Raw genomic sequence first — 15,760 nt, 5'->3', positions numbered from 1 at the left:
GACAGGCAGCGGCGCTCGAAGAACTTCTCAGATGCGAATTACTTCTCGACCTGAGACACATCGCGAACGGCGCCGCGCGAAGCGTTGGTCGTCAGCGCCGCATAAGCGCGCAGCGCAGGCGACACCACACGGTTGCGGTCGACCGGCTTCCAGGCAGCATTGCCCTTGGCTTCCATCGCTGCACGCCGCGCCGCCAGCACGGCATCGTCGAGTTCGACGCTGATAATGCGATTCGGAATATCGATCAGGATCGGATCGCCGGTCTCGACCAGTCCGATCAATCCGCCTTCCGCCGCTTCCGGCGAGACGTGGCCGATCGACAGACCGGAGCTTCCGCCCGAGAACCGGCCATCAGTCACCAGCGCGCAAACCTTACCGAGGCCCTTCGACTTCAGGTAGCTGGTCGGATAGAGCATTTCCTGCATGCCGGGGCCGCCCTTCGGTCCCTCATAGCGCACCACAACGACTTCACCCGGCTTCACCCTGTTGCCGAGGATGCCGGACACCGCATCGTCCTGGCTTTCGAAGACATGCGCCGTGCCGCGGAAGGTGAGGATCGATTCATCGACGCCTGCGGTTTTCACGATGCAGCCTTCCGGCGCGATGTTGCCGAACAGCACCGCAAGCCCGCCGTCCTTCGAGAACGGATGTTCGGCCGAACGGATCACGCCCTTCTCGCGATCGGTATCGAGTTCGTCCCAGCGCGCGGACTGGCTGAAAGCCACCTGCGTCGGCACGCCGCCGGGCGCGGCGCGGAAGAAGTTGCGGACGGACTCGCTGTTGGTGCGGCCGATGTCCCAGCGGTTGAGCGCGTCGGCCATGGTCGGCGCGTGGACGGTCGGCAGGCTGGTATCGATCAGGTTGGCGCGTTCGAGTTCGCCGAGAATGGCCATCACGCCGCCGGCGCGATGCACGTCTTCCATGTGAACGTCGTTCTTTGCAGGCGCGACCTTGCAGAGGCACGGCACGCGACGCGACAGCCGGTCGATGTCGGCGATGGTGAAATCCACCTCGCCTTCCTGTGCCGCAGCCAGAAGGTGCAGCACGGTGTTGGTCGAACCGCCCATCGCGATGTCGAGGCTCATGGCATTCTCGAACGCGGCGAAGTTGGCGATGTTACGCGGCAGCGCGCTCGCGTCATCCTGCTCGTACCAGCGGCGCGCGAGATCGACGATCACATGGCCCGCCTCCCGGAACAGCCGCTCGCGGTCGGCATGCGTCGCCAGCACCGAACCGTTGCCCGGCAGCGAGAGACCCAGGGCCTCGGTCAGACAGTTCATCGAGTTCGCCGTGAACATGCCCGAGCATGAGCCGCAGGTCGGACACGCCGAACGCTCGACCGCGGCAACTTCCGCGTCGGTGTAGCTGTCATCAGCGGCGACGATCATCGCATCGATCAGATCGACCGAGCGCTTGGTGCCTTTCACGACAACCTTGCCCGCTTCCATCGGACCGCCCGAAACAAAGACGGTCGGGATGTTGAGCCGCATCGCGGCCATCAGCATGCCGGGGGTGATCTTGTCGCAATTTGAAATGCACACCAGCGCGTCGGCGCAGTGCGCATTGACCATGTATTCGACCGCGTCCGCGATCAGCTCGCGGCTCGGCAGCGAATAGAGCATGCCGCTGTGACCCATCGCGATGCCGTCATCGACGGCGATGGTGTTGAATTCCTTCGCGACGCCGCCGGCGGACTCGATTTCACCGGCGACGAGTTGCCCGAGATCCTTCAGATGCACATGGCCCGGCACGAACTGGGTGAAGCTGTTGGCAATCGCAATGATCGGCTTGCCGAAGTCCGAGTCCTTCATGCCTGTCGCGCGCCAGAGGCCGCGTGCGCCGGCCATGTTGCGGCCGTGGGTGGAGGTTCTGGAGCGGTATGCCGGCATGATTGTTTCCTCTTTTATTGGAACGGTTCCAATAAAGGGGTTATTTGCTGCTGTAAAATATATTATTAGGAGGCTATTAGGTCGCTCAGAGTATTAGATGGATATCCGCCAGCTCAGGCATTTCGTGACCGTCGCCGACACCCTGCACTTCGGCCGGGCCGCCGAACGCCTCGGCATGACCCAGCCGCCGCTCAGCCAGTCCATCATGTTGCTCGAGCGCGAACTCGGCGCGCCGCTTTTCGTGCGCACCAAACGCAGCGTGGCGCTGACACCGTTCGGCGCCGAGTGGCTGCCTCGTGTCCGGGCTGCGCTGGACGGCGTGAATGCCCTGCCGGAGATCGCGCAGCAGTTGCGCGACGGCTCAGCCGGGCGCCTCGCGCTCTCGTTTGTCAGCACGGCGGATTACAGCATTCTGCCGCTGCTGGTGCGCGGTTACGCGTCGCTCTACCCGAATGTCGAGATCACGCTGACCGAGGCGACGAGTAACGTGCAGATCGCGAACCTGCTCGAAGGCCACGGCCATGTCGGCCTGGTGATCCCGCCGCCGAACGCGGCGTTGCCCAGACAGCTCTCCTATCTGCCGCTCGTCACCGAACCGCTTGTCGCGGCGGTGCCGGAAAGCTGGCTCGCCGACGGCACGCTCTCGCTATCAGCAGAGCGGCTCGCGCCGGAGTCTGTCGTGAGCGCACCGCTCATCATCTTTCCACGCCAGAGCGCGCCCGCCTTCCATGATCTCGTCACCGAGTACTACACGGCCCACGGCGGACAGGCCCGGATAGCCCAGGAAGCGATCCAGATGCAGACCATCATCAGTCTCGTCTCGGCGGGCATGGGCATCGCGCTGGTGCCCGCCTCGCTGCGCAATCTGGCGCGCACCGGCGTTCGCTATGTCGATCTGGCGGGCGATGCGCCGATCCTCGAAACCGGCATCACATGGCGCACCGGAGACACCACGCCGACCATCGAACGGTTCATCAGCATCGCGCGGGAAATGGCGGGCGGCGGGTAATCTTCCACGCGAAATCACGCCGGTCAGCAACTTGGGATTGACGTCCGCCTCTTAATGCAATCTTCTTTCTGACGGCGACACCAGCAAGTCGCCGCAAGTTCGAGGTCTTTGCGTTGCGGGGGTTGCGCATGGGGCAGTTCGGATTTCAGCGCGCGCGGGCGGCGCTCGCGGCACTTGCATTGTGGGCCGCGACAAGCCCAGGCGCAGCAAACACCGAATATCCGCATCGACGAAGCGTTGCAGAACATCACCTCGCTGGTCCGCGCAGGCCGTGTAGGTTACGCAACGTTCTGGGACGGCAATAAATACATTCAATGTAGACGCATTTCGGATCGCAGCCTTCGCTGCGAAGCGGCGGGAACGTCGATGCAGCCTTCCCTGAAAAGCGTGCTGACCGGTGATCGTTTGACCCGGCTTGCAGCACTCGGCTGGACACTCGATCCTAGCTTTGGAAACTACGTGCAGATATTTCCCGCGGACATGCCGACGGACCGCGCAGCGGATCACGTTGTGCGGGCGCTGGTCGAAGCTTATGCCGCGAACGTCAATGACCTGGATGTGGCAACCAGTTGGGTTGCGGACACACCCTGCCCGCCCCGCAACGGCCCCTCGCAAAATCTCGCGGGGAGCGTGAACGACGCGCCGTCCATGCGCGCAACCGCGGTGCGGACATGCTTCTACACGCCACCGGCAACGACGCCGCAAACGGCCAGTTCAGCGGCAGAACTGGTCGCTATCTACGGCACGAGCACAACCGCCGAGATTCAACGGCTGCGGATCAACGCCACGCGGCGTGTCTATATCGTGTTCGATGCAGGCATAGGCTACATCCAGTGCGCTCCGGAGGTCCCGCCTGTCGCGATCTACTGCGAAGCCCAGTCGGCGGAAAGCTGGGCGGCGCTGACAACTGTTCTCACGCCCGAGCGCATCGCGCGATTACACAACGCTGGATATGCCGATCCCGGCCGTGCTCCGAACTACTCTAAGAGCTATGCCCTCGACAAATACAAGGATGCCGCCATCGCCAGCGAGATATTGACCATCCTGCACGAAGCGTACGGCTACACGGGCGCGACCAAGCTCAAAACGACGACGGAGTAGAACGCGCGAACCTTTTCGGGATCAACGATGACTGGCGCCATGGGCTCGTCCGCTCTCCGCCGCTTATCGGCCCCTCACTCCCACTCGATCGTCCCCGGCGGCTTGCTCGTGACGTCGTAGACCACGCGGTTGACGCCCTTCACCTCGTTGATGATGCGCGTTGCGGTCTCGCCCAAAAACTTCATGTCGAACGGATAGAAGTCCGCCGTCATGCCGTCGGTGGATGTCACCGCGCGCAGGCCGACAACGTATTCATAGGTGCGGCCGTCGCCCATCACGCCCACCGTCTTCACCGGCAACAGCACCGCGAACGCCTGCCAGATGGTGTCGTAGAGACCCGCCTTGCGGATCTGGTCGATATACACCGCATCGGCTTCGCGCAGGATATCGAGCTTCTCGCGGGTGATCTCGCCGGGGCAGCGGATCGCAAGCCCCGGACCCGGAAACGGATGGCGTCCCACGAACACGTCCGGCAGACCGAGTTCGCGGCCCAGCGCGCGCACCTCGTCCTTGAAGAGTTCGCGCAAGGGCTCGACCAGCTTCATCTTCATGCGCGCGGGCAGGCCGCCGACATTGTGATGCGACTTGATCGTCACCGACGGGCCGCCGGTGAACGAGACGCTTTCGATCACGTCGGGATAGAGCGTGCCCTGGGCGAGGAAATCCGCGCCCCCGATCTTCTTGGCTTCTTCATCGAACACATCGATGAACAGACGCCCGATGGTCTTGCGCTTCACTTCCGGATCGGTGACGCCCTCAAGCTCGCCGAGGAACGTCTTCGACGCGTCCACGTGAACCAGCGGAATGTTGTAGTGATGCCGGAACAGATCGACGACGGTCTTGGCCTCGTCCTTGCGCAGCATGCCGTGATCGACGAACACGCAGGTGAGCTGATCGCCGATGGCTTCGTGAATCAAAATCGCCGCCACGGATGAATCGACGCCGCCCGACAGGCCGCAGATCACCCTGCCCTTGCCGACCTGCGCGCGGATTTTTTCAATCGCTTCCTCGCGGAAGGCGCGCATGGTCCAGTCGCCCTTGAGGCCGGCCACCTTGCGCACGAAATTCCTGATCAGCTTCGCGCCATCCGGCGTATGCACCACTTCGGGATGAAACTGCATCGCGTAGAACTTGCGCTTGTCGTCGGCGATCACGGAGATCGGAGAGCCCGGCGCTTTCGCCACCCCGCGAAAACCGTCGGGCAGCTTGGTGACGCGGTCACCGTGGCTCATCCAGACGTAGTGCTTTTCGCCGACCTTCCAGACATCCTCGAACAGCGCACAGTCGTCCGTGACCTCGATCAGCGCGCGGCCGAACTCGCGGTGATGGCCGGCCTCGACGGTGCCGCCGAGCTGCTGCGCCATGGTCTGCTCGCCGTAGCAGATGCCGAGCACAGGCACGCCCGCGGTCAGGATCGACATCGGCGCGGACGGTGCATCCTGATCGAGCACCGAGGCCGGGCCGCCGGAAAGGATCACGGCTTTAGGCTTCATCTCCCGGAAAGCCGCTTCGGCCTTCTGGAACGGCACGATTTCTGAATAAACGCCGTCCTCACGGACACGGCGCGCGATGAGCTGGGTCACCTGCGAGCCGAAATCGACAATCAGAATCTTTTCGTGAGCGGCCGCCACGTCGGGCGTCGCTGGAGCGGTCTGGCTGTGTGCTGTCATGGGCAGGAAATACGCGACGGAGGGCGGAGTCGCAACCCGGCAAAGCATGCACGCCGACGCAATCCACCCATCAAAGAGCTCCCGGTTGACATGCCTTAAATTAGGTCAGTATTACTGACCTAATTATATATCGGGAGGGGAACATGCAAGATCTGGAAAAGACTCTCGACCAGCGGACCGCCTTCGCAGACACGTGGATCGCCGCCTGGAATACCCGCGATCTTGAGCAGGTTCTCGCGCTTTATGCCGACGACAGCGAAATGGTCTCGGACAAGATCATCAAGCTGGGTTTCGATCCGAACGGACGGCTGCGCGGCAAGGACGCCCTTCGCGCCTATTGGGGCCGCGCCCTGCCCCTGCGCCCGAAGCTCCATTTCACGCTGATCAACGCCTTCGTCAGTCCGGACAGCCTTGTCGTGTTCTACCGCGATGAACTCGGACACGAGATCTGCGAATATCTGCGCTTAAATGCCGACGGCAAGATCGTTCAGGGATCGGCCAACCATCTTCACGGCTGATACATTTTAGGTCCGGCGCGTCATCACCGACACAAAGAACCCGTCCGTTCCGGTCCGGCGCGGGGTCATCAGCAACCCCTCATCCGACTGGATCGTTGCGGCGGCGAAATCGTCCGCCTTGTCCCAAAGCACCGACATCACCTGCGCAGCTGGCACCACTGAATAATCCGGATGGCGCGCGGTGAAAGCTTTCACCTGCGCGTTGTTCTCCTGCGGCAGAACCGAACAGGTGATGTAGGCGATCCGCCCGCCCGGCTTCGCCAGCGAGGCCGCGCGATTCAGCACTTCGATCTGATCCTTGATGCGAACCTCCAGTGCGCCGGGGCGCATCCGCCACTTCGCATCGGGATTGCGCCGCCAGGTTCCGGTGCCGGTGCACGGCGCGTCGATCACCACGAGATCCGCCGACGCCTTGATGTCGGACAGCGTATCGTCGGGGCCCTTCGGCGTGCGTACATCGGCGTTGTGAACGCCTGCGCGCGACAGCCGCTCGTGGATCGGCGCAAGCTGCCGCTTGTCGTGATCCGTAGCAATCAGCCGGCCCTTGCCCTGCATCATGGCGGCCAGCGCCAGCGTTTTCCCGCCCGCACCGGCGCACATGTCGATCACCTGCTCGCCGGGCTTCGCGCCGGTCAGGAACGCCGCAAGTTGCGAGCCTTCGTCCTGCACCTCGACCCCGCCCTTGATGAAATCTTCTTCCGAATGGATGCCCGGATTGCGCGCATCGGCGCCGAGATCGATCCGCAATCCCCATGGCGACCACGGCGTGGCCCGCGCGCCGAGATGCTTCATCGAGCCCAGCACCTTCTCAGGCTTGGCCTTCAGGGTGTTGACGCGCAAATCGAGTGGCGCCCGACTGGCCATCGCGGTGGCTTCCTCCACACGCGTATCACCGAACACGGCGGCGAATTGAGCATCGAGCCATTCGGGGTAATCGCCCGCGACATGCGCCGGCGCATCCTTCAGCGTCCGCGATGTGAATGCGGCGCGTTCGGTGTCCGTGAGAGGCTCGGGCGCGAAACGCCCGCCATCGCACAGCGCCGCAACGGCATCGGCGCTGAGCCCGCGTTCAAGCTTGAGCATGCCGAGCAGCCGCGCACGCGGCGTGTCGGCATCCATCAGCCACGCCGACGACGCGCGGCGGCGAAGCACGTCGAACACCAGTCCTGCAATCGCGGCGCGGTCGCCCGAACCTGCGAAACGATGCGCGGTGCCCCACTCCTTCAGCGCGTTCGGCGCGGGAATGCGCTGCGCGTCGATCGCTTCAAGAATCTCAATGGCTGCGGACAGCCGCGCGGCAGGCGTCATCGTGGTCTTTCAGGCATGCAAGATCAGAGAACAGACGCCTGACCTAGCCGCGTCTCAGATGAGAAACAAGACGCGAATGGCGAAATACAGCCACATGGCCAGCAGGACCAGCGCCCCTGAGATGAAAAACAGCGATCCGCGCGCATTCGCGGTGGTGACCAGAAATCCGGCCTGAAACACCTGCAGCACCACAAACACCCAGGCCAGCAAGACCATGATCAGGTCGGCATGCCGGGTCTCGATCGCCAGCACGACCACCACATAAAACAGCGTGTGGAGATGATAACCGAACCAGTCGCCATCCACGGCAGGCCTTGTCCCATCGCGCCCGCGCCAGAACAGGACAAGCAACGTCAGTCCGACCAGAACGAATGTCGGCAGCAGAATCATCTGAATCATCATTTGAAATACCCCAAAATTCAACGCAGCCCGCGCCTGAGCAGCCTCTGCCCGCCCGGAAAATCATTCCCGGCGGACTGTGAACCTGTCCACAGACAACGACGACCAATGCTCAGAAGTTCCATTTTCAGGGTCAGACCGGGTGCTGAGATGACCAACGCAACAAAGGGCATGACAACTCTCCGCGGCGTCGCCGTGCGCAGCCTCGGCGTCGTTCTCATGATGGGCGCGCTGGCAGCCGGCGCTTTCAGCCTGCGCACCGCCGCGCTCACGCATCTCGGAATCATCGCCAAGGCACCCGCTGTGGAATTTGAAATCCGGCTGCCGCCCGCTCTGGCGGGGGCCGACCTGAAGCGCGATGCGCAGGTGCAGCTCCTGACCGATCTCAATCAGACACTGGCGCAGCTCGATGGCGATCTGCGCGCGACCGCAGACGGACGCGCCGTGCTGCGCGGCCACGTTCCGCTGAAGTTCCGGACCTCGGAGCGCATGGTCATTCTCAGCCTGCCCGGTCAGGCGCAGCGCGCATTCAAGCTGCGGCTGCCGCCGAACCCCAGCCCGTCCGATGAATTCGGACCGTGGCACATGGTCGATCGCGTCGTTTCCGGCGCGCACACTGAAGCGGCACGAGGACGACCGGACGACACTTTCGCTATCCGTTACCGCGTGCTGTGAAGCACCGGTCGCCAGAATTTTTATAACCGAAGCATTTTCAAGATCGCTATTTTCAACCCGGACGCACTTCATCACCTAAAAATTTTCCATTTTCTCCGCACGTTTTAAACGCACCACACTAATCATCAGGCCATCTCACTGACATGCGCCGCGTGTAAGTTGCTCCGCAAAGGAGCCTCGCCATGTCCAGCGTAAAGCCCAGCTTCCGTCTGACCCAGATCACCGACACACATCTCGGCGCCCGCTTTCCCGAGTTCATCGAAAATTTCCACCGGGTGAGCCAGCACATCGACGACAACAGGCCTGACATCGTCATCAACAGCGGCGACGTTGCGTTCGACGGTCCGGATCATCCGGACGATCTCGATTTCGCAAAAGCCCTGCACGACGCGCTGCCCGTCGACTGCCGGTATCTTCCCGGCAATCACGACATCGGCGACAATCCGACCCTGGTCGGCGTGCAACCCACACAGCACGCCTCCGAAGAAAACCGCCAGAACTTCATTGCGACATTCGGCGAAGATCGCTGGCAGTTCGATGCCGCGGGCTGGTGTTTCATCGGACTGAACTCGCTGGTGATGAACACCTCACTCCCCTGCGAGGCCGAGCAGCGCGAATGGCTCGCCGAGCAATTGTCCGCAGCGCGGGGCAAGCCGGTGGCGCTGTTCATTCACAAGCCGCTCTACAAGGACTCGCCAGACGATGCAGAGCTTGCGGCCACATCATTCCGCTACGTCCCGATGCCAGCGCGAAGCGATCTGGTCGACATGCTTGGCGGCGCGAATCTGCGGCTGGTGGCCTGCGGCCATGTCCATCAGCGCCGGGACGTCACGTTCGGCAACGTGCGCCACATCTGGGCGCCATCGACCTCCTTCGTGATCAAGTCCAACGCGAAGCAGGAACTGATCGGCATCAAGGAAACCGGGCTGGTCGAATACGCTTTTCAGCCGGACGGTTTCGAGGTCCGCCACATTCGCGCGGCGGGGCAGATCAATCTCGATCTGTTTTCGGTGCTGGAGCCCTCGACAGTGGTGTGACCTTGAATGTCGGAACTGAAATACCGCATTCGATGCACATGCGATGCAATTCCCTCTCCCGTGGGGAGAGGGTTGGGGTGAGGGCGTAGAATCTATCGAGAGACCGTACGCCCTCACCCGATGCACTTCGCGCATCGACCTCTCCCCACGGGAGAGGTGAAGCCGCGTTAAACCTTGTCGGGCCCGACGCGCACAAGCTGCTTGCCGAAATTCGCACCCTTGAGCAGGCCGATGAACGCTTCCGGCGCGCTCTCGATACCCTCGGTGACGAACTCCTTGTGCTTGAGCTTGCCTTCCTTGAGCCACTGCGACATGTCGCGGATGAAATCCGGGAACATCGCCGCGAAGTCGCTGACGATGAAACCGCGGAATGTCAGGCGCTTCACCAAGATGGCGCGCATGATCGAATTCGCCCAGGGCGGCGTCGGCGTGTCCTTGCCGAAGATGGTGTTGTAGTCGGCGATCAGTCCGCACACCGGGATTCGCGCGAACGGATTCAACTGCGGAAACACCGTATCGAACACCTTGCCGCCGACGTTCTCGAAGTAAACGTCGATGCCCTTCGGACAGGCGTCCTTCAGCTTGGCCTTCAGGTCCGGATCGCGATGGTCGAGGCAGTCGTCGAAGCCGAGTTCGTTCTTGACGTAGTCGCACTTGTCCTTGCCGCCCGCGATGCCGACCGCGCGCGCGCCCTTGATCTTCGCGATCTGGCCGACCGCCGAACCAACAGCGCCCGACGCAGCCGCAACCACCACCGTCTCGCCCGCCTTCGGCTTGCCGATTTCAAGCAGGCCGGTGTAGGCGGTCATACCCGGCATACCGAGCACACCCACCGCCGTCGAGATCGGCGCGATTTTCGGGTCGACCTTGCGCAGTCCCTTGCCGTCCGACAGGCCGTACTGCTGCCAGCCCGAATGCGCGAGCACGATGTCGCCCTTGGCGAAACCGGGGTTGTTCGACGCAACGACCTCGGCGACCGTGCCGCCTTCCATCACGCCGTCGATCGGCACCGGCGCCGAGTAAGACGGTCCATCGCTCATGCGGCCGCGCATGTACGGATCCAAAGACAGCCAGATCGTGCGCAGCAGGATCTGCCCCTCGCCCGGCGTCGGCACCGGATATTCCTCAAGCCGAAAATTGCCCGGCTTCGGTTCGCCCTCAGGACGGGATGCAAGGACGATACGCTTGGCTGACTGGGACATGGTGTTTCCTCGGTTTCTATGAACGTGAGTGTTATTTAGCCGAGAGAACCACGCATGGCCATGTCGCCACGCGCGGGCGGAGCGGCATGGCATCCATGCCGCTCATTTCCGTTTAAAACAGAATAAAAATGGTCAGTGACGCGAGCGCCGTCAGGCCGTCAGCTTCGCCAGCGCCTTGTCGAACGCCTCCGCGGCGCTCGGCAAGTCCTTGAAGGACAGGCCGCTGTCCGCGGGCTGCTTCTGCTTGTCCGTGGCCGTCGGGCGAATTTCGGCGACCGGCTTGCCGCCGTCGAGAAATGCCTGCGGCGCGATCACATGGAATTCGTGATCTTCCGCCGGTGCGTCCTTGAGGAGAAACACCCCGAGATAGGCCGTGCTCTCGCCGCGGCGATAGGAGATATAGCGCTCGATCGCGACCGAGCCGTCGCGCTGCATGCCGCCGAGCTTGGCGTAGCCTTTCGAGTCCAGCAGCCGGTGCGCCTTGAAGCCTTTCACGCCTTCCGACTTCGCTTTCGCGGTCTCCTCGGATAGGTCGTATTTGGCCGCCATCTGCTTGCCGAATTCGGCAAGCTGTTCCGACACCGAGTGCTCGAACTCCTTTAGCTCCGAGCGCGGCTTCGATGCCTTGCGCGGCTTGGCGGCGTTGCGCTTCTCAAGCTCCGCCTTGCACTTATCGGCGACATCCGCGACCGACCTGCGCTCAGCGTTAACCAGCAGGTTCTTCAGATCCTGATCGGAGAGCGCGGTAATCCTGTCGTCTGTCCAGTCAACCATAGTGTTCTTCTTTTCTGAAATGTTGGACGCATTGCGGCCGAACCCGGCCGGTTCAATAAGCGAGGGATGTGCTTGAACGAGCGCGGCCATATTGCGCGAAGCAACACGGATGCCGCGCCAGTGTACGCGTTTTGACAGGCCGTTGAGGCCGAAATTGGACGGGCTTTTTAGCTGCCGCCCGGATAGTTCGGGCTTTCGCGGGTGATGGTGACGTCGTGGACGTGGCTTTCGCGCAGGCCCGCGCCGGTGATGCGGACGAATTCCGCCTTGGCGTGGAAGTCCTCGATATCCTTCGCACCGACATAACCCATCGCGGCGCGCAGGCCGCCGGCGAGCTGATGGAGCACGTTGGCAACCGGTCCCTTGTAAGGCACCTGCCCTTCGATACCTTCCGGCACAAGCTTGAGCGTGTCCTTGATATCCTGCTGGAAGTAGCGATCGGCGGAGCCGCGTGCCATCGCACCGACAGAGCCCATGCCGCGATAGGCCTTGTAGGAACGGCCCTGCCACAGGAACACTTCGCCCGGCGTCTCGTCGGTACCGGCCAGCAGCGAGCCGACCATCGCAACGTCCGCGCCGGCGGCAAGCGCCTTGGCGAGATCGCCGGAATACTTGATGCCGCCGTCGGCGATCACCGGAATGTTCGCCTTCTTCGCAGCTTCCACCGCATCCATGATCGCGGTGAGCTGCGGCACTCCGACGCCGGCGACAATACGCGTGGTGCAGATCGAACCCGGCCCGATGCCGACCTTGATCGCATCCGCGCCGGAATCGATCAGCGCCTGCGTTCCCTCGGTGGTTGCGACGTTGCCTGCGACAACCTGCACGGCGTTCGACAGCCGCTTGATGCGGTTGACTGCCTCCAGCACCCGCATGGAATGACCATGCGCGGTGTCGACAACGATAACGTCCACACCCGCCTCGATCAGCTTTTCGGTGCGCTCGAAGCCGCCATCGCCAACGGTGGTTGCGGCAGCAACCCGGAGCCGGCCCTGCGCATCCTTCGACGCGAGCGGATAAGCCACCGCCTTTTCCATGTCCTTGACCGTGATGAGACCGACGCAGCGATACTGGTCATCGACCACCAGCAGCTTTTCGATACGGTTCTGATGCAGCATCTTCTTGGCTTCAGTCTGGCTGACGCCTTCCCTGACCGTGATGAGGTTCTGATGCGTCATCAGTTCCGAAACCTTCTGCTCCGGATCGGTTGCAAAGCGCACGTCGCGGTTGGTCAGAATGCCGACCAGCTTGCCCGGCTGGCCGTTGCCGCCGCCGGTCACAACAGGAACACCGGAAATGCCGTGATCCTTCATCAGCGTCAGCGCATCGACCAGCTTGGCATCAGGTCCGATGGTGAGCGGATTCACCACCATGCCGGATTCGTATTTCTTGACCTGACGGACCTGCGCGGCCTGGCCATCCGGATCGAAGTTGCGGTGAAGCACGCCGATACCGCCCGATTGCGCCATCGCGATCGCCATTGCAGCTTCGGTGACGGTGTCCATCGCCGAGGCGATGATCGGAATATTGAGCGGAATGGCGCGGGTCAGGTGGGTCCGGACATCGGCGTCGGACGGCATGATGTCAGACAAACCGGGTTTCAGCAGCACATCGTCGAATGTGAATGCTTCGCGAATACCCTGACCCGATTGCGTGATTGCCATTGCCAACTCCGTTCGGCAGCCCGTGGCTGCGGTAAAAACCTCTGGATGTGCAAAATCGAGCGGTCCGCTAACGCGTCGCTCGAATCGAAGCCCATCAGTGGGGTTGGCGGTGGTCGATAGCACGCCCCCATGACGTTTCAAAGCATTTCGCTCGAAAATCAGAGGTTTTTACGCATGGGACATCTGCAATAGCCCCTCTGGCAACAGGCTTTCCCGGAACGGGTCACCTCACGGCGAGTTTATTGACCCCGCCCCTCAAGACTGGCCTAACAGGGGTCATTCTCTTTTCGCCCGTCTTTTCTTGAAATCCTTCCACACAGCAGAGCCGATGCAGAAGGAACGCCTGATACCGCTGATCGTGGCCTGCGCGCTGTTCATGGAAAACATGGACTCGACGGTGATCGCGACCTCGCTGCCGGCCATCGCCGCCGACATCGGCACCAGCCCGCTGACATTGAAACTCGCGATCACATCCTACCTGCTCTCGCTCGCCGTTTTCATTCCCGCAAGCGGCTGGACTGCCGATCGCTTCGGCGCGCGCGCCGTGTTCAGCATCGCCATCGGCGTATTCATGGTCGGCTCGATCGGCTGCGCCCTGTCGACGTCGGTCACCGATTTCGTCATCGCGCGCATCATCCAGGGCATCGGCGGGGCGATGATGACGCCGGTCGGGCGGCTGGTGCTGCTGCGCTCCATCGACAAGAGTGCGCTGGTCAACGCGATGGCGTGGGTCACGGTGCCCGCGCTGATCGGCCCCGTGATCGGACCGCCGCTCGGCGGTTTCATCACCACGTATTTCTCGTGGCACTGGATCTTCCTGATCAACATTCCGATCGGGTTGCTCGGCATCTGGATGGCGCTGAAGTACATCGATCCGATCAAGAGCGAGAATCCCGAACGCTTTGACGTGGTCGGGCTGGTTCTCGCGGGATTGGGGGTTGCCGGTCTGGCCTTCGGGCTGTCGGTCGCCGGTCTCGGCCTGCTGCCATGGCAAATCGTCGTCGGATTGATCGTGGGCGGCGCGATAAGCATGGGTCTCTATCTGTATCACGCCAAGCGAACCGCATCGCCGGTGCTGGACTTCACCCTGATCAAGCACCCGACCCTGCGCGCCAGTCTCACCGGCGGCTTCATGTATCGCCTTGGCATCGGCGCACTGCCGTTCCTGCTGCCGCTGCTGATGCAGGTCGGTTTCGGTCTGTCGCCGTTCAAGTCGGGTCTGGTGACATTCGCCTCCGCGGTCGGCGCGCTCGGCATGAAGACTCTTGCCGCGCGGATCATCCGCACCTTCGGCTTCCGCAACATCATGGTCATCAACGCGGTGGTGAGTTCGTTCTTTCTGGCCGCCTGCGCCCTGTTCACGCCATCGACGCCGCTGCTGCTGATCATGATCATTCTGGTGGTCGGGGGCTTTTTCCGCTCGCTGCAATTCACCGCGATCAACACCATGGCCTACGCAGAAGTCACCCCCGGCGAAATGAGCCGCGCGACGACGCTTGTCAGCGTCAACCAGCAGCTTGCGATTTCCGCGGGCGTCGCGGTGGGCGCGTTCGCCGTCGAGGCGACAATGGCGGCGAACCACTCCGTGGAACTCCGTGCGGGCGATTTCTGGCCGGCGTTCCTGATCGTCGCCGTGCTGTCGGCGCTGTCGGCGTATTCGTTCTGGAAATTGCCCGAGGATGCGGGCCACGAAATTTCGGGCCATCGGGCGCCAGTGGAGGAGACCCCGCAAGCTGCGGAAGCCGCCGCGGCGGAGCAAACCCACGACGCTCGCGACCAGAAGCTGGGTTAATCGCTAAGACGATTCGTTCTGCGCATTGTCGCCGCGAAATCCCAGCGCCAGCACATAGCGTTCGGATGAATCCTGCCGGCTGGCGGCAGGCTTCACATGCTTCACAGTCTTGAAATCGCGTTTGAGCTGCGCCACCAAGTCTGCCTCCGCGCCGCTCTGAAACACCTTCGCCAGAAAAGTCCCGCCGGGATTGAGGATTTCGCAGGCGAACGCCGCAGCGTTCTCGACCAGCCCGATGATACGCAACTGATCGGTCTTGCGGTGACCGGTGGTGTTGGCGGCCATGTCAGACATCACGACATCCGCGCCGCCGCCGATCATTGCGCGGAGCTTCTCGGGCGCGTGGTCGTCGAGGAAATCCATTTGCGCGAACGCCACACCCGGAAGCTCCGGCATCTCCAGAAGATCGATGGCGATAACCTTGCCCCTGCCCTCCATCGCGCCGACGCGTTTCGCAGCGATCTGGCTCCATCCGCCGGGCGCTGCGCCGAGATCGACCACCACCTGCCCTTGCTTGAGGAAGCGCTGCTTGTCGTCGATCTCGCGCAACTTGTACGCGGCGCGCGAGCGGAAGCCGTCGCGCTTGGCCTGCACGACATACGGATCGTTGAGCTGACGTTCCAGCCAGAGTTTCGACGACAGCTTGCGCTTGCCGCCGCTCTTCACTGTGACATGCAGCCGTCCGGTGGTGTCTTTCGCCATGAGACTTGGTTTCCAGCGGC

The 15,760-nt window shown here is 62.5% G+C and carries 14 protein-coding genes; 6 read left to right on the top strand and 8 right to left on the bottom strand.

The window, feature by feature from the left end:
- Positions 1 to 38 precede the first annotated feature (38 nt).
- Positions 39 to 1,889 (bottom strand): dihydroxy-acid dehydratase, encoded by a 1,851-nt coding sequence (gene ilvD, locus AC1RM7_RS01160; RefSeq protein WP_006020220.1) that lies wholly within the window; start codon positions 1,887 to 1,889, stop codon positions 39 to 41.
- 97 nt (positions 1,890 to 1,986) lie between these two features.
- Between ilvD and AC1RM7_RS01155 the strand changes: the two genes are divergently transcribed.
- Both AC1RM7_RS01155 and AC1RM7_RS01150 read left to right on the top strand, forming a co-directional pair.
- Complete coding sequence (locus AC1RM7_RS01155) at positions 1,987 to 2,898, top strand: LysR family transcriptional regulator (RefSeq protein ID WP_024920069.1); 912 nt, start codon at positions 1,987 to 1,989, stop codon at positions 2,896 to 2,898.
- Between the two features lie 366 nt (positions 2,899 to 3,264).
- Positions 3,265 to 3,999, top strand: a complete 735-nt coding sequence (locus AC1RM7_RS01150; RefSeq protein WP_244434497.1) for a hypothetical protein — start codon at positions 3,265 to 3,267, stop codon at positions 3,997 to 3,999.
- A gap of 74 nt (positions 4,000 to 4,073) precedes the next feature.
- On the opposite strand, the gene guaA is transcribed toward AC1RM7_RS01150, so the two are convergent.
- The gene (gene guaA / locus AC1RM7_RS01145; protein WP_024921339.1) at positions 4,074 to 5,669 is read right to left on the bottom strand and encodes a glutamine-hydrolyzing GMP synthase; all 1,596 of its coding nucleotides are present in this window, start codon (positions 5,667 to 5,669) and stop codon (positions 4,074 to 4,076) included.
- Positions 5,670 to 5,812: 143 nt separating this feature from the next.
- Here guaA and AC1RM7_RS01140 point away from each other — a divergent pair, with 143 nt between their 5' ends.
- Entirely contained in the window at positions 5,813 to 6,187 is a 375-nt protein-coding gene (locus AC1RM7_RS01140; protein ID WP_024921338.1) for a nuclear transport factor 2 family protein, read from the top strand.
- 6 nt (positions 6,188 to 6,193) lie between these two features.
- Here AC1RM7_RS01140 and AC1RM7_RS01135 read toward each other — a convergent pair whose 3' ends face one another.
- Both AC1RM7_RS01135 and AC1RM7_RS01130 read right to left on the bottom strand, forming a co-directional pair.
- Complete coding sequence (locus AC1RM7_RS01135; protein WP_024921337.1) at positions 6,194 to 7,495, bottom strand: RsmB/NOP family class I SAM-dependent RNA methyltransferase; 1,302 nt, start codon at positions 7,493 to 7,495, stop codon at positions 6,194 to 6,196.
- Positions 7,496 to 7,549: 54 nt separating this feature from the next.
- Complete coding sequence (locus tag AC1RM7_RS01130) at positions 7,550 to 7,897, bottom strand: hypothetical protein (protein ID WP_006020214.1); 348 nt, start codon at positions 7,895 to 7,897, stop codon at positions 7,550 to 7,552.
- A gap of 147 nt (positions 7,898 to 8,044) precedes the next feature.
- Between AC1RM7_RS01130 and AC1RM7_RS01125 the strand changes: the two genes are divergently transcribed.
- Together AC1RM7_RS01125 and AC1RM7_RS01120 are read left to right on the top strand one after the other, a co-directional pair.
- A complete protein-coding gene (locus AC1RM7_RS01125; protein ID WP_024921336.1) occupies positions 8,045 to 8,569 on the top strand; it encodes a hypothetical protein in 525 nt (174 codons plus the stop codon).
- A 182-nt stretch (positions 8,570 to 8,751) separates the two neighbouring features.
- Entirely contained in the window at positions 8,752 to 9,606 is an 855-nt protein-coding gene (locus AC1RM7_RS01120) for a metallophosphoesterase family protein (protein ID WP_024921335.1), read from the top strand.
- Positions 9,607 to 9,773: 167 nt separating this feature from the next.
- Here AC1RM7_RS01120 and curA read toward each other — a convergent pair whose 3' ends face one another.
- From curA to guaB, 3 genes are all read right to left on the bottom strand, one after another.
- On the bottom strand, positions 9,774 to 10,808 hold the full coding sequence (curA, locus tag AC1RM7_RS01115) for an NADPH-dependent curcumin/dihydrocurcumin reductase (protein ID WP_006020211.1): 1,035 nt from the start codon (positions 10,806 to 10,808) through the stop codon (positions 9,774 to 9,776).
- A gap of 150 nt (positions 10,809 to 10,958) precedes the next feature.
- On the bottom strand, positions 10,959 to 11,582 hold the full coding sequence (locus AC1RM7_RS01110; protein ID WP_024921334.1) for a hypothetical protein: 624 nt from the start codon (positions 11,580 to 11,582) through the stop codon (positions 10,959 to 10,961).
- Between the two features lie 167 nt (positions 11,583 to 11,749).
- Positions 11,750 to 13,246 (bottom strand): IMP dehydrogenase, encoded by a 1,497-nt coding sequence (guaB, locus tag AC1RM7_RS01105; RefSeq protein ID WP_006020209.1) that lies wholly within the window; start codon positions 13,244 to 13,246, stop codon positions 11,750 to 11,752.
- Positions 13,247 to 13,574: 328 nt separating this feature from the next.
- Between guaB and AC1RM7_RS01100 the strand changes: the two genes are divergently transcribed.
- Positions 13,575 to 15,038 carry a DHA2 family efflux MFS transporter permease subunit gene (locus AC1RM7_RS01100; protein ID WP_024921333.1) on the top strand — a complete coding sequence of 488 codons (1,464 nt, stop codon included), beginning with the start codon at positions 13,575 to 13,577 and terminating at the stop codon, positions 15,036 to 15,038.
- Between the two features lie 3 nt (positions 15,039 to 15,041).
- On the opposite strand, the gene AC1RM7_RS01095 is transcribed toward AC1RM7_RS01100, so the two are convergent.
- On the bottom strand, positions 15,042 to 15,740 hold the full coding sequence (locus AC1RM7_RS01095; RefSeq protein ID WP_024921332.1) for an RlmE family RNA methyltransferase: 699 nt from the start codon (positions 15,738 to 15,740) through the stop codon (positions 15,042 to 15,044).
- Positions 15,741 to 15,760 lie beyond the last annotated feature (20 nt).

The sequence above is a fragment of the Afipia sp. GW822-FHT03D08 genome (assembly GCF_058801645.1).
This window is presented reverse-complemented; position numbering and strand designations above follow the sequence as displayed.

Excerpts from the sequence above, each read along its gene's own strand:
- AC1RM7_RS01120 (WP_024921335.1), top strand. The coding sequence starts at position 8,752 with ATGTCCAGCGTAAAGCCCAGCTTCCGTCTGACCCAGATCACCGACACA.
- AC1RM7_RS01130 (WP_006020214.1), bottom strand. The coding sequence starts at position 7,897 with ATGATGATTCAGATGATTCTGCTGCCGACATTCGTTCTGGTCGGACTG.
- AC1RM7_RS01155 (WP_024920069.1), top strand. The coding sequence starts at position 1,987 with ATGGATATCCGCCAGCTCAGGCATTTCGTGACCGTCGCCGACACCCTG.
- AC1RM7_RS01095 (WP_024921332.1), bottom strand. The coding sequence starts at position 15,740 with ATGGCGAAAGACACCACCGGACGGCTGCATGTCACAGTGAAGAGCGGC.
- guaA (WP_024921339.1), bottom strand. The coding sequence starts at position 5,669 with ATGACAGCACACAGCCAGACCGCTCCAGCGACGCCCGACGTGGCGGCC.
- AC1RM7_RS01125 (WP_024921336.1), top strand. The coding sequence starts at position 8,045 with ATGACCAACGCAACAAAGGGCATGACAACTCTCCGCGGCGTCGCCGTG.
- curA (WP_006020211.1), bottom strand. The coding sequence starts at position 10,808 with ATGTCCCAGTCAGCCAAGCGTATCGTCCTTGCATCCCGTCCTGAGGGC.
- ilvD (WP_006020220.1), bottom strand. The coding sequence starts at position 1,889 with ATGCCGGCATACCGCTCCAGAACCTCCACCCACGGCCGCAACATGGCC.
- AC1RM7_RS01135 (WP_024921337.1), bottom strand. The coding sequence starts at position 7,495 with ATGACGCCTGCCGCGCGGCTGTCCGCAGCCATTGAGATTCTTGAAGCG.
- guaB (WP_006020209.1), bottom strand. The coding sequence starts at position 13,246 with ATGGCAATCACGCAATCGGGTCAGGGTATTCGCGAAGCATTCACATTC.
- AC1RM7_RS01140 (WP_024921338.1), top strand. The coding sequence starts at position 5,813 with ATGCAAGATCTGGAAAAGACTCTCGACCAGCGGACCGCCTTCGCAGAC.
- AC1RM7_RS01110 (WP_024921334.1), bottom strand. The coding sequence starts at position 11,582 with ATGGTTGACTGGACAGACGACAGGATTACCGCGCTCTCCGATCAGGAT.
- AC1RM7_RS01150 (WP_244434497.1), top strand. The coding sequence starts at position 3,265 with ATGCAGCCTTCCCTGAAAAGCGTGCTGACCGGTGATCGTTTGACCCGG.
- AC1RM7_RS01100 (WP_024921333.1), top strand. The coding sequence starts at position 13,575 with ATGCAGAAGGAACGCCTGATACCGCTGATCGTGGCCTGCGCGCTGTTC.